Consider the following 19,829-nt stretch of genomic DNA (forward strand, 5'->3'; position numbering starts at 1 on the left):
CCCGGGGGCCGCGCCGGGCCCCGGCGGCCCCCCCCCCCCCGGCCCCCGCCCCCCCCCCCCGCCCCCGGGGGGGGGGGCCCCCCCCCCCCGGGGGGGCGCGCCCCCCCGCCCCTCGGGCGTGCCCGCCGACGCCGCCGGGGTGTCCGCGTGCACGTGCCAGGGGCAAGCGCGCCGCTTCGGGGTAGAGGCAGGTAGCAACACTGTTCCGCGCAAGCCGAGTCGCATTACCATCCCGGCGCCCGTGCTGTCCCGCAGAAGTGGTTTTCCGACGATCTGTTCTACCCCGCTCCTGCGAATTCGCGGCACCGGACCGACCGAGGTGTCATGCTGCTCCGAGTCAGGGGGGTAGGTCCCATTGTCCGAAGTGTCCCGAGGGCTGCCGTTCCAACGTTCAGCAGAGGTACGGCCGGAGGTCGACGTGTCCGCGAACATCAACCCCACGGTGCGCCGCCGGCGCCTCGGCTCCGAACTGCGCAGGCTCCGCGAGAACCGGGGCATGACGGCCGAGGAGGTCGCCGGTCGCCTGATGGTCTCCCAGTCGAAGATCAGCCGGCTGGAGAACGGGCGCCGGAGCATCAGCCAGCGGGACGTGCGCGACCTCTGCGACGTGTACGAGGTCACCGACGAGCAGATGCGCACCAGCCTGATGGACATGGCCAAGGAGTCCCGCCAGCGCGGCTGGTGGCACGACTTCAACGACATGCCCACCCCGTACAGCGTCTACATCGGCCTGGAGGCCGAGGCGTCCTCGATCCGCGCGTACGAGTCCTCCTTCGTCCCGGGCCTGCTCCAGACCGAGCAGTACGCCCACGCCGTCGTCGAGGGCACCCAGCCGGACACCGACGCGCTCTCCGTGCAGCGCAGGGTGCAGGTGCGGATGAAGCGCCAGGAGCGCGTCAACGGCGAGAACCAGCTGGGAAGTCTGTGGACGGTCATCGACGAGGCGGTGCTGCGGCGCGTGGTCGGCAGCCACGAGGTGATGGCCCAGCAGCTCAAGCACATGCTGGAGCTGAGCCAGCGGTCGAACATCACCATCCAGGTGATCCCGTTCTCGCACGGCGCCCACCCCGGAATGACCGGGACATTCTCCCTGCTGGAGTTCCCCGAGTCAGCCGATTCGACAGTTGTCTACTTCGAAGGTGTGACGAGCGATCTCTACCTCGAGAAAGAGGCTGACGTGCGTCGTTATACCGGTCTCTACGACTACCTGAGGGCCGCCGCCCTCGGGGTCGCGGAGAGCCGGACGCTGATAGCCCGTATTGGAGAGGATTACCACCGATGAACACCACCCCCGAACACCCGTTGACGTGGCGCAAGAGCTCTTACAGCGGCGGTGCCGGTGCCTGTGTGGAGATGGCCGTCCCGACCTCGGGCGCGGTGGCCGTGCGCGACTCCAAGGACCCGTCCGGTCCGCAGCTGCGCTTCTCCGCCGAAGCCTGGCGGGCGTTCGCGTCGGCGGCGGCCGTGAACGGCTTCGAGGCGGCCTGAGCGGTCCCCCTCCCGGTAGGGGGCTGGGACCGGCCCTCCGGCCGGCTCAGCCCTCCACCGGGTAGCGCCGGGCCCACACCGCGCCCGCCGCCGTGCCCCTGTCGTGCAGTTCGCCGCCGTGCACGAGCTCCAGCACGAAGTCGTCGGCGAGTTCGAGGATCGCCCCGCGCCCCTCCAGCCCGGCCACCAGGCCCGGCGGCAGCGCGGTGTCCCCGTGCAGCACCCCGAGCAGGCCCCCGCAGAGGGCGCCGGTGGAGTCGCTGTCCCCGGAGTGGTTGACGGCGAGCAGCAGCCCCGAGGTCACGTCGTGGGCGACCAGCGCGCAGTACACCGCGATCGCGAGCGCCTCCTCGGCGACCCAGCCCTCCCCCAGCGCCTCCACCCGCTCGGCGGACGGCTCCCCGGCCCGTACGGCGTCCAGCGCGGCCCGCAGGGCGGCCGTGGTCTCCTCGTGCCCCACCCGCTCGGACAGCAGCGCCAGCGCCAGGTGCACGCCCTCCTCCAGGGTGCCGCCGCGCGCCACCGACTGGACGATCACCGCGTAGGCGCCCGCCGCGAGGTAGCCGGTGGGGTGGCCGTGGGTGAGGACGGAGCACTCCACCGCGAGCTGGAACACCAGGTTCGGCTCCCAGGTGGCGAGCAGCCCGAAGGGCGCCGCCCGCACGACCGTGCCGCAGCCCTTGGAGTGCGGGTTCTTGGGCCGCTCGAGCGTTCCGAGCCGCTCGCCGTCCGGGCCGCTGAGGCCCGTCAGGCAGCCCTGGCCGGGGGCGCGCTGGGCGTAGAGCCACTCCTCGCGGCCGAGCCAGCCGAGGTCGGGGCGGCGCTCGTCCGGGCCCCAGTCGCGCTGGGTGTCGGCCCAGCGCCGGTAGGCCAGGTGCAGGTCGGTGGGCGGGTGCCAGGCGCCGGACTCGCGCCGGATGTGGGCCCGTATGAGGCCGTCCACGGTGAAGAGGGTGAGCTGGGTGTCGTCGGTGATCGCGCCGCCCTCGGCGCGCCCGTACGCCGGGAGGTAGCCGGTGACGCCCTGGGGGCCGTGGCGGTCCCGGATCTTGTCCAGCGGCTCGAACTCGACGCCGGCGCCGAGCGCGTCGCCGATGGCTCCGCCGAGCAGACAGCCCCGCACCCTGCTGCGGAAGTCCTGCTGCTGCGCGCGGGACCACAGTGGCATCACGAGGGGGCGCCTTTCGTCGGGGGCGGGGGCGGCGCGCGACGCCTCGTCCGCGGCGCGCGCCCTCGCACTGTACTTCGAGGAGCCGAACGGATCGACGGTTCCCTCGCTGTCCCCTCGCAGTCCCCTCGCAGTCCTCCCGCCCCCGGCGACGCTCAGTCCAGGACGGGCAGCAGCTTGGGCAGGTGCCCGTCCGAGGCCAGCGCGGCGGCCAGCCGCTCGGGCGGCACCTCCCCGTACAGCGTGGTGCGCTGGCGGTGCGGGCGGCCCGCGGCCTCCGCTATCGCCTGGAGGTCGCGCACCGACTTGTAGCTGCCGTAGGAGGAGCCGGCCATCCGCGAGATGGTCTCCTCCATCAACGTGCCGCCCAGGTCGTTGGCGCCCGAGCGCAGCATCTCGGCGGCGCCCTCCGCGCCGAGCTTGACCCAGCTGGTCTGGATGTTGCGGATGTGCGGGTGCAGCAGCAGCCGGGCCATCGCGACCACCGCGCGGTTGTCCCGAGCGGTGGGGCCGGGGCGGGCGATGCCGGCCAGGTAGACCGGGGCGTTGGTGTGGATGAACGGCAGGGTCACGAACTCCGTGAAGCCACCCGTGCGTTGCTGGATCTCGGCGAGCAGGCGCAGGTGGCCGAGCCAGTGCCGCGGGGTGTCCACGTGCCCGTACATCATCGTGGAGGAGGAGCGCAGGCCCAGCTCGTGCGCGGTGCTGACGACCTCGACCCAGGTCGCGGCGGGCAGCTTGCCCTTGGTGAGCACCCAGCGGACGTCGTCGTCGAGGATCTCGGCGGCGGTGCCGGGGATGCTGTCCAGGCCCGCCTCCTTGGCCCGCTGCAGCCACTCGCGGATCGAAAGGCCCGTCCTGGTGGCGCCGTTGACGACCTCCATCGGGGAGAAGGCGTGCACGTGGATGCCGGGCACCCGCTCCTTCACCGCGCGGGCGATGTCGAAGTAGGCGGTGCCGGGCAGGTCCGGGTGGATGCCGCCCTGCATGCACACCTCGGTGGCGCCCACCTCCCACGCCTGCGCGGCCCGGTCGGCGACCTGCTCCAGGGAGAGGGTGTAGGCGTCGGCGTCGGTGCGGCGCTGGGCGAAGGCGCAGAAGCGGCAGCCGGTGTAGCAGACGTTGGTGAAGTTGATGTTCCGGGTGACGCAGTAGGTGACCTCGTCCCCGACCGCGTCGCGGCGCACGTCGTCGGCGATCCGGCACAGGGCGTCCAGGGCCGGGCCGTCGGCGTGGAAGAGGGCCAGCGCGTGGTCGTCGGTGAGCTTCTCCGGGTCGTCGGCGGCCACGGCCAGGGCCTCGCGCAGGTCCCCCGCCAGGCGCTCGGGGGCGCCCTGGGCGAGCACCTGCTCGCGCAGCACCTCCCAGTCCCCGTACACGTCCTCGAAATCGGCCCGGCGGTCGCCGGTGCGGCCCTCGGTGTCGACGGCCGTGTGCAGGTCGGTGCGGCCGTACGACTCGGGCAGGTCCTCGGGCTCCTGCCAGGGCAGTCCCCGCACCACCGCGTCCGGGTTCGCCAGGCCCGTCGCCGGGTCGGCCAGGGCCCGGACGTGCGGCAGCACCCGCGGGTCCAGCCAGGGCTCGCCGCGCAGCACGTACTCGGGGTAGACGGCCAGGCGCTCGCGCAGCTCGAAGCCGGCGGCGGCGGACTGCTCGGCGAGGCGGTCGATCTGGGGCCAGGGACGCTCGGGGTTGACGTGGTCGGGGGTGAGCGGCGAGACGCCGCCCCAGTCGTCGACACCCGCGGCGATCAGCCGCGCGTACTCGCCGTCCACCAGGTTCGGCGGGGCCTGGAGGCAGGCGGCGGGGCCCATCAGGTGCCGGGCGACGGCCACCGTGGCGACCAGCTCGTCCAGTTCGGCGTCCGGCATGCCGCGCATCGCCGTGTCCGGCTTGGCGCGGAAGTTCTGCAGGATCAGCTCCTGCACGCCGTGGTAGGTCCGGGAGACCTTGCGCAGCGCGAACAGCGACTCGGCGCGCTCCTCGTACGTCTCGCCGATGCCGATCAGCAGGCCGCTGGTGAACGGCACCGAGCTGCGGCCCGCGTCCTCCAGCACCCGCAGCCGGACGGCCGGTTCCTTGTCCGGGGAGCCGTAGTGGGGGCCGCCGGGCTCGCTCCACAGGCGGGTGGCGGTGGTCTCCAGCATCATGCCCATCGAGGCGGAGACGGGCTTGAGGCGCTGGAAGTCCGTCCAACCGAGCACCCCGGGGTTGAGGTGCGGCAGCAGCCCGGTCTCCTCCAGGATGCGGATGGACATCGCCCGCACGTACGCGACGGTGTCGTCGTAGCCGTGGGCGTCCAGCCACTCGCGGGCCTCGGGCCAGCGGTCCTCGGGCTTGTCGCCGAGGGTGATCAGGGCTTCCTTGCAGCCGAGTTCGGCCCCGCGCCGGGCCACCTCCAACACCTCGTCCGGGGACATGAACATCCCGTGGCCGGCCCGGCGCAGCTTGCCGGGCACGGTCGCGAAGGTGCAGTAGTGGCACTTGTCGCGGCAGAGCCGGGTGAGCGGGATGAACACGCTCTTGGAGTAGGTGATGACGCCGGGGCGCCCGGCCGCCTCCAGACCGGCGTCGCGCACCCGGGCGGCACTGGCGCACAGGTCGGCCAGGTCCTCGCCCCTGGCCTGGAGCAGCACGGACGCCTCGGTCAGGTCGAGGGCGACACCGTCCCGGGCGCGGCGCAGCGCGCGGCGCATCGCGTTCGCGGTCGGGGGGTTGCCTGCTGCGTCCATGGCGGTTGCGTCCATGGCGTGACCCTACGCCAGGGGTCGTACCCGGGGAGGGCCCAACCCTGAGACGCCTCAGGGTCGCAGTAGCCGAGAGGGCCACGCCGAAGTGGCCCCGTAGGGCGATGACGGACGCCGCGCGGCGGTCTCTAATGGTGTGACAGAGGCAATCGCTGGTTTGCGCAGAGGAGTTGAGGACGCCATGACGAACGAGACGACGGCGGTGGACGTGGACGGGGGCGCCCCGTACCGCTCGCGGCGCCGCACCCTGGTCCGGGCGGCGGTGCCCCTGGCCATCGCCGCGACGATCGCCGCCGGGGTCGGCCTGGTGCCCGCCCTGGCCGCCGACTCCCCGCCCGACCTGCCCTCGCTGACCGCCGAGCAGCTCGTCGCCAAGGTCCTCGGCTCCGACGCCCAGAGCGTCTCCGGCACCGTCAAGGTCTCCACCGACCTCGGCCTGCCCTCGGGCCTGCTGGGCGCCGCGGGCGGCCTCGGCGCGGCCGGCGGCCACGGCTCCGCCAAGGGCGGCGCCGACCCGCAGAGCAAGCTGCTCGGCGTCCTCGGCGGGGACCAGACGCTGCGCGTCGCGGTGGACGGGCCGGAGCACCAGCGGGTCGACCTGCTGGAGAACATGGCCGGCTACACCCTCGTCCACAACGGCGACCAGCACTGGGCCTGGGACAGCTCCACCAACACCGCCGTGCACCGCACCGGCCGGCCCGCCGGCGCCGAGCACCCCAAGGCGCCGCTGACCCAGGTGCCGACCACGCCGCAGGAGGCCGCCAAGCAGTTCCTGACCGCCGGCGCCGGCACCACCGAGGTGAGCGTCACCGGCACCACCAAGGTCGCCGGGCAGAACGCCTACAAGCTGAGCGTCAAGCCCACCCAGGAGGGCTCGACCATCTACGAGGTGCGCATCTCCGTCGCCGCCGAGAACGGCGTGCCGCTGGCGGTGCAGGTCCGCTCCACCGACGGCTCCACCGTGCTGGATGCCCACTTCACCGACGTGTCCTTCGCCAAGCCCGACGCCAAGACCTTCGACTTCACCGTGCCCAAGGGCGCCAAGGTGACGGAGGAGAAGGCAGGGGACAAGGCCGAGCACAAGGCCGAGGCCGCGCACCCGCAGGGCATCCTCGGCCAGGCGGCGGGCAAGCCCGAGGACCTCAACGTGATCGGCGAGGGCTGGACGACGGTCCTCACCGGCAAGCTGCCGGACCTCACCGCCCCCGCGCCCAAGGGCGACGAGGGCAAGGGCAAGGGCAAGCACGACGGCCCGGCCCTGAACCCGAAGGGCCTGATCAAGTCCCTCGGCAAGCCGGTCAAGGGCGGCACCCTGATCAGCACCAAGGTCGTCAACGTCCTGCTCACCGACGACGGCCGGGTCTTCGCCGGCGCCGTCACCTCCTCCGTCCTCCAGCACGCCGCCGGGGTGAACTGAGGCATGACCGAGGCACCCGTAACGGGGGACGTTACGGGCCCGGCCGGGGGTACGGGCGCCGCAGGGCGCCCGGCCCCCGTTCCCGTTCCTGTCACCTCCCCCTCCTCCCCCTCCTCTTCCGACGACGTCATCCGCACCCGGGGCCTGACCAAGCGCTTCCGGGGCGGCCAGCTCGCCGTCGACTCCCTGGACCTGAGCGTCCCGCGCGGCTCCGTCTTCGGCTTCCTCGGCCCCAACGGCTCCGGCAAGACCACCACCATCCGGATGCTGATGGGTCTGATCACCCCCACCTCCGGGGTCGCCACCGTGCTCGGCGCGCCCATGCCGCAGTCCGTCGCCGCCGTACTGCCGCGCGTCGGCGCGCTCATCGAGGGCCCCGCCCTGTACGGCTTCCTCACCGGCCGGGACAACCTCGTCCGCTTCGACGCCGCCGACCCCACCGCCGACCCGCGCACCCGCGCCCGGCGGGTCGAGGCCGCGCTGGAGCGCGTCGGCCTGGGCGCCGCCGCGGGCAAGAAGGCCCGCGCCTACTCGCTGGGCATGAAGCAGCGCCTGGGCCTGGCCTCGGCGCTGCTGCGCCCGCGCGAACTGCTCGTCCTGGACGAGCCCACCAACGGCCTGGACCCGCAGGGCATGCGGGAGATCCGGGCGCTGGTGCGGGAGGTCGCCGCCGAGGGCACCACCGTGTTCCTCTCCTCGCACCTGCTGGACGAGATCGAGCAGGTCTGCACCCACGCCGCCGTGATGTCCCGCGGCCGGCTCCTCGTGCAGGGCACCGTCGCCGAACTCGCCGCCCGGGCCCAGGACCGCCTCGTCGTGCGCACCCCCGACACGGCGCTGGCCGCCGAGGTGCTCACCGCGCACCGGGTCGGCACGCCCGTCCTCGATGACGGGCGCGTCACCGGCGAGGCCGGCGAGCTCGGGGAGGACGCGCTGCCCAAGCTGTGCGCCGCCCTGGTCGAGGCCGGGGTGCGGGTGCACGGATTCGGGCTGGAGCGCGGCACGTTGGAGGACGCCTTCGTGGCGCTGACCGGGGAGGGATTCGATGTCGCTGGCTGAACCGCTGCCGGCCGTGCGCGTGGGCGGTTTCCTCGCGCTGTTCCGCAACGAGCTGCACCTGACCTTCCGGCGGCTGCGCACCCAGGTGCTGCTGGGCATCCTCGCGCTGCTGCCCGTCCTGATCGGGGTGGTCGTCAAGCTCAACACCGACAGCCCCCACGACGGGGGCGGCGGCCCGAGCTTCATCGCCCAGACCACCCAGAACGGGATCTTCCTGATCTTCACCGCCCTCGCGGTGGCCCTGCCCGTCTTCCTGCCGATGACGGTCGGCGTCGTCGCCGGGGACGCCGTGGCCGGGGAGGCCGCCACCGGCACCCTGCGCTACCTGCTCGTCGCCCCCGCCGGGCGGACCAGGCTGCTGGCCGCCAAGTTCACCGCCGGGATGGCGTTCTGCCTGGCCGCGACCGCCGTCGTCACCGCCTCGGCCCTGGCCGCCGGGGCCGCGCTGTTCCCGCTCGGCGAGGTCACCCTGATCTCCGGGGACACCATCGGCCTCGCCGAGGCCCTGCCCCGGGCCCTGCTGGTCGCCGGGGTCGTCGCCCTCTCCCTGTCCGGGCTGGTGGCGATCGGCCTGTTCGTCTCCACCCTCACCGGCAGCGGCATCGCGGCCATGGCCGCCACCGTGAGCCTGGTGATCACCGTCCAGATCCTGGACGCCTTCCCGCAGTTGGACGCCGTGCGGCCGTTCCTCTTCCCGCACTACTGGATGAGCTTCTCGGACCTGCTGCGCGCCCCGATGTACTGGGACGGCGTGCTCAAGGACCTCGGGCTCCAGGCCGCCTACGTCGCCGTGTTCGGCTCGGCGGCCTGGGCGCGGTTCACCAGCCGGGACATCAGCGCGTGACGGCTTCTTCCTGCTGAGTCTGTGCGAGGACGGGCTGCGCCGCCGCCGTTGCTGCTGCGGCGGCCGCGGCCCGTCCGGCGCGGTCCGTGCGCACCTGGCGCAGCGCGTCCCAGGTGAGCGTGGCCAGCGCGAGCCAGACCAGGGCGAACCCGGCCCAGCGCGCCGAGGACATCGACTCGTGGAACACCGCGACGCCGATCAGGAACTGGAACACCGGCGCCAGGTACTGCAGCAGCCCCAGCACCGTCAGCGGCACCCGCACCGCCGCCGCCCCGAAGCACATCAGTGGGATCGCGGTGATCACACCGCTGAGCATCAGCAGCCCCGAGTGCCCCCAGCCGTAGCTGCCCTCCACGGTGTGCCCGAAGGTGCCGCGCCCGGCGACCTCCAGGTAGACCATGTAGGCGAGGGCGAAGGGGAACATGAAGGCGCTCTCCGCCGCGAGGCTCTCCAGCCCGCTCAGCCCGACCTTCTTCTTCAGCAGGCCGTACGTGGCGAAGGAGAACGCCAGCACCAGCGCGATCCAGGGCAGCCGCCCGTACGCCACGCTCAGCACCGCGACGGCGGCCGCGCCGACGCCCACCGCCGTCCACTGCGCGCGGCGCAGCCGCTCCTTGAGCACCAGGACGCCGAAGGCGATGGTGACCAGCGGGTTGATGAAGTACCCGAGACTGGTCTCGACGACGTGGCCGGCGTTGACGGCCCAGATGTAGACGCCCCAGTTGACGGATATCACCGCGGCGGCGCCGGCCAGCATCGCCAGGCGGCGCGGCTGGCGCAGCAGCGGGCGTATCCAGCCCCAGTGCCGCTGCGCCACCAGGAGCAGGACGACGGCGATCAGGGACCAGACCATCCGGTTGGCGAGGATGTCGTCGGCGGCGCCGGGCTCCAGCAGCGGCCAGAACAAGGGGAAGAGCCCCCAGATCCCGTAGGCCGCGATGCCGTACCAGAGGCCCCTGCCGTTGTCCTGGTCCGTCGTCTCTGGCATGGCCGGCCACCCTCCCGCGCGCGTGTGTCCAGGCGACGGTAGCGGGCGGGGAGGGAGGCTGTCACGTCCGTTTTCAGATTTTGGTCATGACATTGCTTGAATACCGGACATGCCTGGGTCCGTACGGATGGGCTCAGGCGCCGACGGCCGCGCGGACGGACTCGGCCAGCGGGACGGTCGGGCGGCCGATGAGCCGGGCCAGGTCGCCCGGGGTGCCCGCCAGCTCGCCGCGCGCGATGCCCGCGTCCACGTCCACCAGCGCGCCGGCGAAGCCCTCCGGCAGGCCCGCGCCGACCAGCGCGGCCAGGTGCTCGGCCGGGGCGACGTCCCGGTGCGCCACCGGGCGGCCGCTCGCCTGCGCCAGCTCGGCGGCCAGCTCGCCCAGGCTCCAGGCGGCGTCGCCGCTCAGCTCGTACGTCTCGTTCGACGCGTCGCCGGTCAGGGCGGCGACGGCCGCCTCCGCGTAGTCCCCGCGCGGGGCGGTGGCCACCCGGCCCTCGCCCGCGCTGCCCAGGACGACCCCGCGCTCCACCGTGCCGGCCACGTCGCCCAGGTAGTTCTCGGTGTACCAGCCGTTGCGCAGGAACACGTACGGGAGGCCGGAGTCGAGGATCATCGCCTCGGTGGCCTTGTGCTCGTCCGCCAGGGCGAAGGTCGCCGCGCCGAGGATGGACGTGTACGCGAGCAGCGCGACCCCGGCCGCCTTCGCCGCGTCCACCACCGCCCGGTGCTGCGGCAGGCGGCGGCCCACCTCGCTGCCCGAGATGAACAGCACCCGGTCACCGGCCGCGAAGGCGCCCGCGAGGGACTCCGGGCGGTCGTAGTCGACGACGCGCACGCTCACGCCGCGCGCGGCCAGGTCGGCCGCCTTCTCCGCCGAACGGACGGTGACGGCCACCTCGGCGGCCGGGACCTTGGCGAGCAGGCTCTCGACGGCGAGACGGCCGAGCTGGCCGGTGGCTCCGGTGACGACGTACATGGGGGTGCTCCTTCTGGATGGCTGTCCTTGTGACCTCGTCACTCACCCTACGGAGGGCACTAACCTTTCGAAAGTACGCACTTCAAAGTAGGGTACTGATATGAAGGTAAGTGAGCTGCCCCCGCCGAACGTCTTCGACCGGCTCTGCCCCTCGCGCGGCGTGCTGGAGCACGTCACCAGTCGCTGGGGCGTCCTCGTGCTCGGCGCGCTCCACGAGCGCGGCTACCGGTTCAGCGAACTGCGGCGCCGGGTCTCCGGCGTCAGCGAGAAGATGCTCGCCCAGACCCTCCAGACCCTGGAGCGCGACGGCTTCGTCCTGCGCGAGGCCCACCCCGTGATCCCGCCGCGCGTCGACTACAGCCTCACCCCGCTGGGGCGGGAGGCCGCCGAACTCGTCGCGGCGCTCGCCCACTGGTCGGAGCGGCGCGTCCCGGCCGTCGAGGCCGCGCGGGAGTCTTACGACGTCCGCACGGCAGGGGCCTCGGCATGACGACCCCCGACCCCCTCCCCGGCACCGACACCCCCGAGGTCCTGCGCCCCCACGTCACCTGCCGCCGCTGCCACCGGCCCCTCCACGACCCCGAGTCGCGCATGCTGCGCCTCGGCCCCGAGTGCCGCGACCCCTCCGACCGCACCCCGCGCTACGACGTCGCCCAGGACCCGCTCTTCCCGTAGAGCCACCAGGCGGACGCGAGATGCAGCACCGCGACGGCCCCCGCACCGAACGCCATCCCGGCGTTGCGCTGCTTGGCGCCGATCGCCGAGTCCCCCACCTGGGCGAACCCGGAGACGACCAGCAGGGGCCAGGCGGCAGCCCGCGGCCCCGCCAGCAGCACCCACGCGGTCACCAGCCCCAGCGGCACGGCGCGGACGGCGTAGGCCCGGGCGTACAGGTCCGTCCCCGCCGTGATCACCTCTCCGGCCGACAGGACCAGCCCCGGACGCAGCACCCCGGCGACGCTGGACCCCGCACTCCCGAGGACGGCCAGCGCGTTGGCGACGAGCAGAGCCTTCATTTCATCTCCCCCTGAATCATTCTCACTTAGAACGATATGCCGAAGCTACCATTCTCCTCGTGAGCGATGTCAAGGAAATCAGGGGAGCCGAAGCGCTCCGCGCAACCGTCGTCTTCAATCTGGGGACACTCGGCGCTCTGGCCGCCGACCACTTCGCGGAACGCGTCGAGGAACTGGGCCTCAAGCCCAAACACGCCGGAGTCCTCGCCTCCCTCGACGCCGGCGCCGCAGCCTCTCAACAGGAACTGGCCACCCGCCTCGGAGTCGCGCCCAGCCTGATCGTCGCCCTCGCCGACCAACTCGAGGAACTGGGCGCCGTCGAACGCGTCCGCGACCCCGAGGACCGCCGCCGCCAAGTCCTCACCCTCACCCCCGAAGGCCGCCGCCTCCTCGACCTCTGCGTCAACGCCGCCGAAGCCGCCGACGCCGACCTGACCGCCGCCCTCGCCGACCCCGAGCGCGCCACCCTCACCCACGCCCTCCACACCCTCGCCAGGCACCGCCTCCCCCACTGAGACCGCTCCTCGCTCCTCGGGGCGCACGAAAGACGCAACCGCCCGTAAACGCCCACCCCGTCCGGGCTGGTGTCCCGACTGCTGGGCGACGCAGGCCGGCCGTGAGGGGCCGATCAGGCAAGGGGCACGGCCCGCGCCCCACGGGGCGGCCGGTGCCCAGGGCAGCCCGCCCTGGGCACCGCCCACAACACCCGGCCCTCACCTGTCACCAGAGGCAGAGCGCGCGGCAGCCGGCCACCCCACCCCTCCGGGAGGCCGGCCGCGGCGCCCACCCCGGACACCACCTCCAACGCCCCGGCTCCCTCGCCGGCGCCGGTCGGCCACCCCGAGGGGCGGCGCAGGCGGGGCGGCGGGGGCGAGGTGGGAGCCAGGCGAAGGCTCGGGCGGCGCCGCGTTGCCGGTGGCGGCCGCAGAGCGTGCGATGGGGGCGGCCGCTCGGAACGCCGGTGTGTGCGCAGGAAGTCGGCTGGGCCGACTTCCTGCGCACGTTCCTGCGCGCGGGCGGTGTCAGGGGCGGCGGAAGAGGCGGCGCAGGAAGCCCGGGCGGGGCTGGGCGGCGGCGGCGGCGGGTGCGGCGGGGGCCGGGCGCAGGAGGGTGTGGGCGAGGGCGCGGTCGGTGGGGGGCAGCCAGGGGGCGGCGAGGGTGAGGGCGGCGAAGGAGCGCTCGATGGTGACCGTGCGGGTGCGGCGGGCGGTGGCGAGGTGGCGGAGGCGGCGGCCGAGGAGCCCGGCGACGTCGGGCCGGGTGTCGGGGTGGGTCCAGCCGATGGCGAGGAGGGCGAAGCCCGCCGCCTCGACGACCCAGTCCTCGGGCCCGAGGAGCAGGTCGCTCAGCAGCCGCCGCCGGTCGGAGTCGGCCCACGGCTGGTCGGTGCGGTGGTGCGCGAGCCCGAGGCAGGCGAAGGTCTGGACGGCGCGGACCCACAGTTCGGGCTGGTGGGAAAGGAGCGCCCGCCCGAGCTCGTCCTCGCGGGGCAGCGGCGGGTGGACGATCGCGCCGAGCAGGTCCTCGACCGGCAGGCCGGCGAGCCGGACCGCATGGTCGTACGCGGCGGGGACGGTCGGCCAGACGATCTCCGCCGTGGCCCGCACCAGTTCGGCGCCGTCCGCGGAGGGCGGCGCGACGGCCGGGCGCGGGTCCGTCCCGTCCCAGGTCCACAGGCTGGTGCCGGGGGCGAGCGGCACCCGGGGGTCCGGTTCGCCGACCGCCTGGTAGGAGACGCTGGAGCGTGGCAGGGCGAGGTGCAACGCCAGTACGGTGCTGGGCGGTTCGAGCGCGGAGGCGCTGCAGTCGAGCGGGGTGTCGCGGGTGGTGGTCTCCTCGGCGAGGACCTGGCGCATGAGGTTGACGGTGGCCTCGGTGGCGCCGGCGACCATGCCGAGCCAGGTCTCGCGGCGGCTGAGGCGCTCGAGCAGCTCGTGGGCGTACTCGTGCTCGGGGTGGGCGCGGTGATGGTCGGCGAGGGCCAGCAGGTGGGCCGGGTCGCCGTCGACGGCGTGCCGCAGGGCGTGCCGGGCGGGGCCGGCCTTGGGGTGGCCGGGTTCGGCGGCGAGCACCCGGTCGAGCCAGGGCAGGCCCTCGGCGGGGCGGCCGAGGGCGCCGTACAGTTCGGCGACGTCGACGGCGAGGTAGCCGCTGGAGTCGTCTCGCTCGGGCGGGGTGCGGCCGAGCTCGGCCTCCCAGACGGCGAGGGCCTGTTCGGGGCGGCCGTCCGCGCGCAGGGCGTTGCCGAGCATGACGGACGGCAGGTAGCCGGGGGCGAGGCGGTGGGCGCGTTCGGCGAGTTCGACGGCGCGGGTGGTGGCGCCGAGGCGGCGGGTGAGGCCGGAGGCCATGGCGAGCAGCAGCGGGTGGTCCGCGTGGCGATCGAGGACGGCCTGCACGAAGGTGTGGAACGGCCGTACGGTGTCGGCGAGTTCGCCGGGCAGGGGGTCCGGCAGCGGCCCGGCCGCGCGGGCGACGGCCTGGGCGACGGCGTCGGGGTCGACGAGGGAGGGCAGGTCCTCGCGGGCGAGCCAGGCGGCGTGGGCCCAGGGCTGGGCGGGCTCGTACTGGATGGCGGAGGCGAGCAGCCCGACGGCACTGTCCCAGTCCCCGGCGGCCGCCTCGACGTGGGCGCGGCAGACGACGGTCCCCAGGTACACCTGCCCCTCGAGCGGGAACAGCTCGCGGGCGGCGGCCGGCCCACCCGCCGCCGCGCACAACTCGGCCAGCGCCTCGTGCAGTTCGGGCAGCTGCGGGTCCGCGACGATGGCGTCCGCGAGGTGGTCGGCAGCGTGCGTCAGATCCCCGGAGTCGATGGCCAGCCGGGCGATGGCCACCTCCCCCTCGGCCGCCAGTCTCGGATCGTCCTCATCCTCGGCATGCCCCATGCTGTGCCCCCGTCCCCGTCGTGTTACGCGCGTCATGCGCGGACGAGGCTATCCCGCGCGGGTTGCCGACAGATGATCACCCTCGCCGCCACGACGGTGGGCGCACCGACGCGGCCCCGGGCCGGGGAGCGGCTGTCCTGCGGGATCTGCCTCCGACCGGCGTGCCCGGGAAGTCGGCCGGACCGACTTCCCGTGCACGGCGTGCCCGGTTCAGCCGCCGAGCGGCGCGGCGCCCGTCGCGGCCTGCGACAGCTCCCAGAGGCGCTCGGCCGAACCGGGGTCGACGGCGTGGGCCCGGACCCCGCCCGCGTCCATCGGGCTGTCGGGGGCGGCCGTGCGCGCGACCTCACAGTCCTCCAGGTAGAGGCCGCCGAGGCCGTCCAGCAGTGGGGAGGTCGCGGCCCACAGGCCCGTGGCGGCGCCCTGGGAGGGGGACTTGAAACCGGCGCCGACGACGTCGCCCCGCTCGTCGATCCACCCCCGGTCGATCTGTTCGGCCCGCGTCATCTCCCGCTGCAGCCCCGTGATGATCTTGCCCGGGTGCAGACTGAACGCCCGGACGCCGTCGGCCCGGCCGAGCGCGTCGAGGTGCACGGCGAACAGCGCGTTCGCCGTCTTCGACTGCCCGTAGGCGAGCCACTTGTCGTACCCCGTGCGGAAGTGCGGGTCCTGCCAGCGGATGCCGGTGAGCATGTGCCCGGCGGAGCTGTACGCGACCACCCGCGCCCCGCCCGAGGCACCGGCGGCCCGCAGCAGCGGGTACAGCTCGCAGGCCAGCAGGTGGTGCCCGAGGTGGTTGGCCGCCAACTGCGCCTCCCAGCCCGGCCCGACGTACCGCCGCGGCGTGGCCATCACCCCGGCGGCGGCGATCAGCAGGTCCACCCGGTCGACGGCCTGCCCGATCCGTGCGGCGGCGGCGCGTACGGAGGCCGGGTCGGTGAGGTCCAGGGGCAGCGTCTCGACGCCGTCGAGCGCGGACGGGGCCGTACGGACGGGCGCGAGGACGCGGGCCCCGGCCTCCACCAGGGCGCGGACGGTCTCCAGCCCGAGGCCGGAGGAGCCGCCGGTCACGACGGCCGTGCGGCCGGAGAGGTCGTGGCCGGCCAGGACGTCCCGGGCGGTGCTGGCGGCGGAGAAGGGCGAGCCGAGAGGGTGCTGAGCGGTAGCGGTCATGCCGGGGAGGCTAGGAGCTGGAGTGCGGTCCAGCTCAAGCGTTTAGCTCGGGCGCTCGACTCAAGCGTTCGGCTCGACGTTCGGCTCAAGCCCCGCCGTACGCTGGCCGCGTGGCGGGAATCGAAATCGGAATCGGAATCGGCGAGGTTGCCCGGAGCACCGGGCTGAGTGTGGACGCGCTGCGCTTCTACGAGCGTGAGGGCCTGCTCGTCGGCCCCGTCGAGCGCGACGCGGCCGGGCGGCGGAGCTACCGGCCGCTCGACGTCGAGTGGCTCGCGATCTGCGTCCGGCTGCGCGAGTCGGGCATGCCGCTGGCCGACCTGCGCCGCTTCGCCGAACTCGTCCGCCAGGGCCCGGGCAACGAGGCCGACCGCCTGCGCCTGCTCGATGACCACCGCCGCCGCGTCGACGAGCAGATCCGCGCGCTGGAGGCGTGCCGCTCGCTGATCGCCTGGAAGACGGCCGTCTACGCCGAACACCTCGACCGCGGCGAGGCCGCCGGACTCTGGGACCCGACGGCCCGCGAGGGCGCACCGGAGCTCTGACGCCCCGCCCGAGGGCGGTGACCCGCCCGCAGCGGCCGTCGCGCATTGAGCGTGGAGCGTGGAGCGAGATGGCCTGTCACCCACGAGGGTGGCGGGCCACGGTCGCCATATGCCCTTCCTCCCCGGCCGGTTCGCTCCGACACGTGCCCCGGCCCCCTCAGCGCCGGGTCGCCGCAAAGGCCGCCCCCGCGAGCACGGCCAGCAGCAGCCACACCGCCGCGAACCCGCCCGTCGCGTCCCGCAACCACCCCAGCGCGGGCGGCGCCAGCACGACGACCACCTGGTTCGCCGCCATCGCCAGTCCCAGCGCCGAGCCCGTCCGCCCCGCCGGCGCCGACTCCGCGACGTGCGCGACCCACGGCCCGTACCAGCCGATCCCCACGAACCCGAGCAGGACGAACAGCGGGCAGGCCGTCACCGGATGCTCCCCGAGCGGCGTGGCGAGGGCCGCCGTGCAGGCCGCGACGCCCGCGAGGCAGGCCCGTACGGTGGTGTGGCGGCCGGAGCGCGCCCGGTCGCTCCACGCCGCCAGGCCGATCCGGCCCGCGATGCCCGCCGCCTGAGCGGCCATCAGCGCCAGCGCGGCGGAGGCGACGCTCAGACCGGCCGCGTCGCGCAGGTGCAGGACGGTGAGCATCAGGACGCCGGTCTGCGCCGCGACCAGCCCGGCGCCGGAGAGCACGATCGGCAGCATCGCGGGCTCGCGCAGCAGCGTGGGCCCGCCCGTCCGGAGAGCGGCCACCGGCTGCCGCTCCCCCGGCGAGCGCCGGTAGAGGCCGACGAAGACCGCCGCCCCCGCCGCCGCGACCAGCGCCCCGCACACCAGCGTCGCCCGCCAGCCGAACTCCCGCGCCAGCCAAGGCTGTACAGCCGCCGCCAGCGCCCCGCCCAGCGGCAGACCGGCCTGCCGGATGCCCATCGCCAGCCCGCGCTGCGAGCCGTCGAACCAGGAGGCCACCGACTTGCTGCCGCCCGGCTGCGCGCTGCTGTACCCGGCGCCGACGACCAGCAGCGCGAGCAGCAGCGCCCCGTACCCCGGCGCGGCGGCGCCCAGGGCCAGCCCGATGGCGACGATCAGCGCGCCGGCGCCGACGATCCAGCGCTCGTCGTAGCGGTCGAGCAGCCGCCCGACCACCAACAGCCCCATCAGCGGCACGAATTGGGCGGCGGAGAGCAGTAGCCCCAGCTGCCCGGTGGAGAGGTCGAGCCCGCTCTGCAGGGCGGGCCCGAGCGAGCCCACGCCCTGGACGAAGAAGCAGCTCGCGGCCTGGGTGAAGGTGGCGATTCCGAGGACGGCCCAGCGGTAGCGCGGGCGGTCGACGACGACGGGCATGGCGAACTCCGCCTCCGTAAGGGGTGATCGGTGGAAGACCACGCTGCTGTAATGCCCTTGTGCACCTCAACCCTTACGGCGCCGACGCCGTCGACCTCGCCGCCTCCCTCGCCAACCACCGACCGACCGATGCCGCCGACCTTGCCGAGCGCTGCCGCACTGCGGGGCTTCTACTCGAACACCCGGTGCTCGATGGGGACTTGGTGAAGGTGCTGGCGGTCCTCGACGCCTGGGAGGGGGTGGTGGACGCCCCGGACGAGGCCATCCGCGCCGCCCGCCTCAATGCGATGCTCGCCGCCTCCACCGCGCACCCGCGCCTGACCGACCACGGCGGCGACGGCTGGCACCTGCACTACCGGGAGGAGGGGACGGCCGTGGGGCTGATGCTCTCCGCGCTGATCGCCACCGGCACGGCGCTGCACCTGGTCGGGCGCGGCATGCACCGGCTCGGGCGCTGCGCGGTCGCCGAGTGCCGTACGGCCTTCGCCGACACCAGCCGTACGGGGCGGCAGCGTTACTGCTCGCAGCGGTGCGCGAACCGGGACGCCGTGCGGCGTCACCGGCAACGGACGGGGGCGTCCTGAGGTTCAGTCGGTCGGCATTTGACCAAAACATGACAGTGGTCTTTGCTCGAACTGCCTACGTAGTGTCAGGCTCTGCGTACTGTCCGTACGAACCACTGGGAGAACCCCATGAGGATCCGTACCGCCCTGCCCGTCGCCCTGCTCGCCGTCGCCGGCCTGTTCGCCGGCCTCGCCGGTGCCACCGCCGCCACGGCGGCCGGCTACCCCGGCTACCAGTGCTTCAAGACCGCCGACCGCGACCAGTACTGCAGCGACTCCAAGGTCAAGAACCACGCCGCGGGCGACGCCTGGATCAAGACCTGTCCCTCCGACGTCCAGGCCCACATCTCCGGCAAGCCGTACATCCTGGCGAGCCGCCCCTCCTCCGCGCACAGCTGCTGAGGTGAGTGGAGCAGGAAGTCGGCCCGTCCGACTTCCTGCTCCACGGGGGGGGGAGGTCAGGCGGTGGGAATGCGGTGGGGCATCTTCCAGCCCTCGGCGAGCCGGGACGGGTGCACGTTCTCCGCGCCGCCGAAGAACTCGCAGAACTTCATGATCAGCGGGTCCCAGCCGAGCGGGTCCACGTAGTGCGTGCCCGGGATGACGAGCGACTCCTCCACGTGCGCCCGGAGGACTTCCACCTCGAAGGCGGTGGCGTGCCGCTTGGGGCCGCCGAAGGGATGCGCCTCCACGAGCCGGCACTCCAGCTGCACCGGGCACTCCGCCGCCCTGGGGGGCTTCACCAGGTCGCTCGGCTGCTCGGTCAGACCGGCGGCTCCGAACTTGTCCGGCTCGTAGCGGTAGCCCTGCTCCACCTTGTATTCCACCAGTGTCGGCTTCCCCGTGGTCAGCGCGATCCGGTCCACGGCGTCGACCATCTCCGACGAGGGCAGGTTGAGCACGCACTCGCCCTCGCGCAGCAGGTTCGCCGTCGTCTGCGCGTTGTTGCCCAGCCCGATCATGCAGTGCTGGCCCAGCCACCAGGCTGAGGAGATCGGCGCGAGGTTCGGGGTGCCGTCCTCGTTGAGGGTGCTGACCAGCACCACCGGGGTTCCGAAGTACAGGACCTTGAGCCCGGGGACGACGTGCATGAGCTGAACCTTTCGCGGGAGGGGAGGGAGGATCTTCGTCGACTCTCGCTGAGCGGGGTCCGGCGGGCTGGCGGAAAACCGACATCGCGTTCGACGGTGTACGACCACGGTCCGACCTCGGGTGGCGAGGCCATCGTTGGCGCGTGATCTCCTCCCCGAACACCTTCCCCGGGCGCTGGGTGGCCGGCGTCTCTCCTCACCTGGACATAACCCGCCAACCTCCCGTCTGGCCGCTCCCACTCGTTCCACACCACCCCAGGTAGGGCCTTGTGGCTGCGCGAGGCGAAGCCACGCCAACCGCCACCCCTCACATGGCAGGGACCGGCCGACCTTCCGTCCGACCGCTCCCGCCCATTTCACAGCGCCCTACCCCGGCAAGGGCTTTGCGGCTGCGCGGGGCGAAGCCACGCGCAGCCGCGCCTCCAACCCCAACTCACGCCAACCGCCGCCCCTCACCTACATGGCAAGGGCCAGCCAACTCCCCGCGCGGCCACTCCCCCAGAGCCACCCACGCCGCAGCGCCCCCGGGC

General features: G+C 73.8%; 20 protein-coding genes. 11 read left to right on the top strand and 9 right to left on the bottom strand.

Going from position 1 to position 19,829, the window contains the following annotated elements; genetic code table 11:
* Positions 1–418: 418 nt before the first annotated feature.
* Both ACIBCA_RS25350 and ACIBCA_RS25355 read left to right on the top strand, forming a co-directional pair.
* The gene (locus tag ACIBCA_RS25350) at positions 419–1,282 is read left to right on the top strand and encodes a helix-turn-helix domain-containing protein (RefSeq protein WP_396285287.1); all 864 of its coding nucleotides are present in this window, start codon (positions 419–421) and stop codon (positions 1,280–1,282) included.
* Entirely contained in the window at positions 1,279–1,488 is a 210-nt protein-coding gene (locus ACIBCA_RS25355; RefSeq protein ID WP_396285288.1) for a DUF397 domain-containing protein, read from the top strand. The genes ACIBCA_RS25350 and ACIBCA_RS25355 overlap by 4 nt, the downstream gene beginning before the upstream one ends.
* Before the next feature lie 46 nt (positions 1,489–1,534).
* Here ACIBCA_RS25355 and ACIBCA_RS25360 read toward each other — a convergent pair whose 3' ends face one another.
* The gene (locus tag ACIBCA_RS25360; protein ID WP_396285525.1) at positions 1,535–2,656 is read right to left on the bottom strand and encodes an ADP-ribosylglycohydrolase family protein; all 1,122 of its coding nucleotides are present in this window, start codon (positions 2,654–2,656) and stop codon (positions 1,535–1,537) included.
* Between the two features lie 155 nt (positions 2,657–2,811).
* Entirely contained in the window at positions 2,812–5,403 is a 2,592-nt protein-coding gene (locus tag ACIBCA_RS25365) for a bifunctional FO biosynthesis protein CofGH (protein WP_396285289.1), read from the bottom strand.
* 181 nt (positions 5,404–5,584) lie between these two features.
* On the opposite strand from ACIBCA_RS25365, the gene ACIBCA_RS25370 reads away from it, so the two are divergent.
* The 3 genes from ACIBCA_RS25370 to ACIBCA_RS25380 are packed head-to-tail and all read left to right on the top strand — an operon-like array spanning position 5,585 to position 8,723.
* Positions 5,585–6,820 carry an outer membrane lipoprotein carrier protein LolA gene (locus ACIBCA_RS25370; protein ID WP_396285290.1) on the top strand — a complete coding sequence of 412 codons (1,236 nt, stop codon included), beginning with the start codon at positions 5,585–5,587 and terminating at the stop codon, positions 6,818–6,820.
* A 3-nt stretch (positions 6,821–6,823) separates the two neighbouring features.
* Positions 6,824–7,879, top strand: coding sequence for an ABC transporter ATP-binding protein (locus ACIBCA_RS25375; protein ID WP_396285291.1), 1,056 nt, complete (start codon positions 6,824–6,826; stop codon positions 7,877–7,879).
* Positions 7,866–8,723, top strand: a complete 858-nt coding sequence (locus ACIBCA_RS25380; protein WP_396285292.1) for an ABC transporter permease — start codon at positions 7,866–7,868, stop codon at positions 8,721–8,723. The genes ACIBCA_RS25375 and ACIBCA_RS25380 overlap by 14 nt, the downstream gene beginning before the upstream one ends.
* Here ACIBCA_RS25380 and rarD read toward each other — a convergent pair.
* The gene (gene rarD, locus ACIBCA_RS25385) at positions 8,713–9,711 is read right to left on the bottom strand and encodes an EamA family transporter RarD (RefSeq protein WP_396285293.1); all 999 of its coding nucleotides are present in this window, start codon (positions 9,709–9,711) and stop codon (positions 8,713–8,715) included. The two genes, ACIBCA_RS25380 and rarD, sit on opposite strands and share 11 nt — an antisense overlap.
* A gap of 133 nt (positions 9,712–9,844) precedes the next feature.
* Positions 9,845–10,690 carry an SDR family oxidoreductase gene (locus ACIBCA_RS25390; protein ID WP_396285294.1) on the bottom strand — a complete coding sequence of 282 codons (846 nt, stop codon included), beginning with the start codon at positions 10,688–10,690 and terminating at the stop codon, positions 9,845–9,847.
* 100 nt (positions 10,691–10,790) lie between these two features.
* Here ACIBCA_RS25390 and ACIBCA_RS25395 point away from each other — a divergent pair, with 100 nt between their 5' ends.
* Together ACIBCA_RS25395 and ACIBCA_RS25400 are read left to right on the top strand one after the other, a co-directional pair.
* Positions 10,791–11,180 (top strand): winged helix-turn-helix transcriptional regulator, encoded by a 390-nt coding sequence (locus ACIBCA_RS25395; RefSeq protein WP_396285295.1) that lies wholly within the window; start codon positions 10,791–10,793, stop codon positions 11,178–11,180.
* Positions 11,177–11,365, top strand: a complete 189-nt coding sequence (locus ACIBCA_RS25400) for a DUF6011 domain-containing protein (protein ID WP_396285296.1) — start codon at positions 11,177–11,179, stop codon at positions 11,363–11,365. Before ACIBCA_RS25395 ends, ACIBCA_RS25400 begins: the two co-directional genes overlap by 4 nt.
* On the opposite strand, the gene ACIBCA_RS25405 is transcribed toward ACIBCA_RS25400, so the two are convergent.
* On the bottom strand, positions 11,332–11,706 hold the full coding sequence (locus ACIBCA_RS25405) for a hypothetical protein (RefSeq protein WP_396285297.1): 375 nt from the start codon (positions 11,704–11,706) through the stop codon (positions 11,332–11,334). The two genes, ACIBCA_RS25400 and ACIBCA_RS25405, sit on opposite strands and share 34 nt — an antisense overlap.
* A 59-nt stretch (positions 11,707–11,765) precedes the next feature.
* Here ACIBCA_RS25405 and ACIBCA_RS25410 point away from each other — a divergent pair, with 59 nt between their 5' ends.
* Entirely contained in the window at positions 11,766–12,221 is a 456-nt protein-coding gene (locus ACIBCA_RS25410; protein WP_396285298.1) for a MarR family winged helix-turn-helix transcriptional regulator, read from the top strand.
* A 507-nt stretch (positions 12,222–12,728) separates the two neighbouring features.
* Here ACIBCA_RS25410 and ACIBCA_RS25415 read toward each other — a convergent pair.
* Positions 12,729–14,594 carry a tetratricopeptide repeat protein gene (locus ACIBCA_RS25415; RefSeq protein ID WP_396285299.1) on the bottom strand — a complete coding sequence of 622 codons (1,866 nt, stop codon included), beginning with the start codon at positions 14,592–14,594 and terminating at the stop codon, positions 12,729–12,731.
* A gap of 210 nt (positions 14,595–14,804) precedes the next feature.
* On the bottom strand, positions 14,805–15,767 hold the full coding sequence (locus ACIBCA_RS25420) for an oxidoreductase (protein ID WP_396285300.1): 963 nt from the start codon (positions 15,765–15,767) through the stop codon (positions 14,805–14,807).
* Between the two features lie 110 nt (positions 15,768–15,877).
* On the opposite strand from ACIBCA_RS25420, the gene ACIBCA_RS25425 reads away from it, so the two are divergent.
* Positions 15,878–16,312 carry a MerR family transcriptional regulator gene (locus tag ACIBCA_RS25425; protein WP_396285301.1) on the top strand — a complete coding sequence of 145 codons (435 nt, stop codon included), beginning with the start codon at positions 15,878–15,880 and terminating at the stop codon, positions 16,310–16,312.
* 157 nt (positions 16,313–16,469) lie between these two features.
* On the opposite strand, the gene ACIBCA_RS25430 is transcribed toward ACIBCA_RS25425, so the two are convergent.
* On the bottom strand, positions 16,470–17,645 hold the full coding sequence (locus ACIBCA_RS25430) for an MFS transporter (RefSeq protein ID WP_396285302.1): 1,176 nt from the start codon (positions 17,643–17,645) through the stop codon (positions 16,470–16,472).
* 59 nt (positions 17,646–17,704) lie between these two features.
* On the opposite strand from ACIBCA_RS25430, the gene ACIBCA_RS25435 reads away from it, so the two are divergent.
* Entirely contained in the window at positions 17,705–18,229 is a 525-nt protein-coding gene (locus ACIBCA_RS25435) for a CGNR zinc finger domain-containing protein (RefSeq protein ID WP_396285303.1), read from the top strand.
* A 108-nt stretch (positions 18,230–18,337) separates the two neighbouring features.
* Positions 18,338–18,610 (top strand): hypothetical protein, encoded by a 273-nt coding sequence (locus tag ACIBCA_RS25440; RefSeq protein WP_396285304.1) that lies wholly within the window; start codon positions 18,338–18,340, stop codon positions 18,608–18,610.
* Positions 18,611–18,666: 56 nt separating this feature from the next.
* Here the strand turns inward: ACIBCA_RS25440 and ACIBCA_RS25445 are convergent, their stop codons facing one another.
* Positions 18,667–19,299, bottom strand: coding sequence for a flavin reductase family protein (locus ACIBCA_RS25445; protein WP_396285305.1), 633 nt, complete (start codon positions 19,297–19,299; stop codon positions 18,667–18,669).
* Between the last annotated feature and the right edge of the window lie 530 nt (positions 19,300–19,829).

This window comes from Kitasatospora sp. NPDC051170 (assembly GCF_044455705.1).
Classification (GTDB): domain Bacteria; phylum Actinomycetota; class Actinomycetes; order Streptomycetales; family Streptomycetaceae; genus Kitasatospora.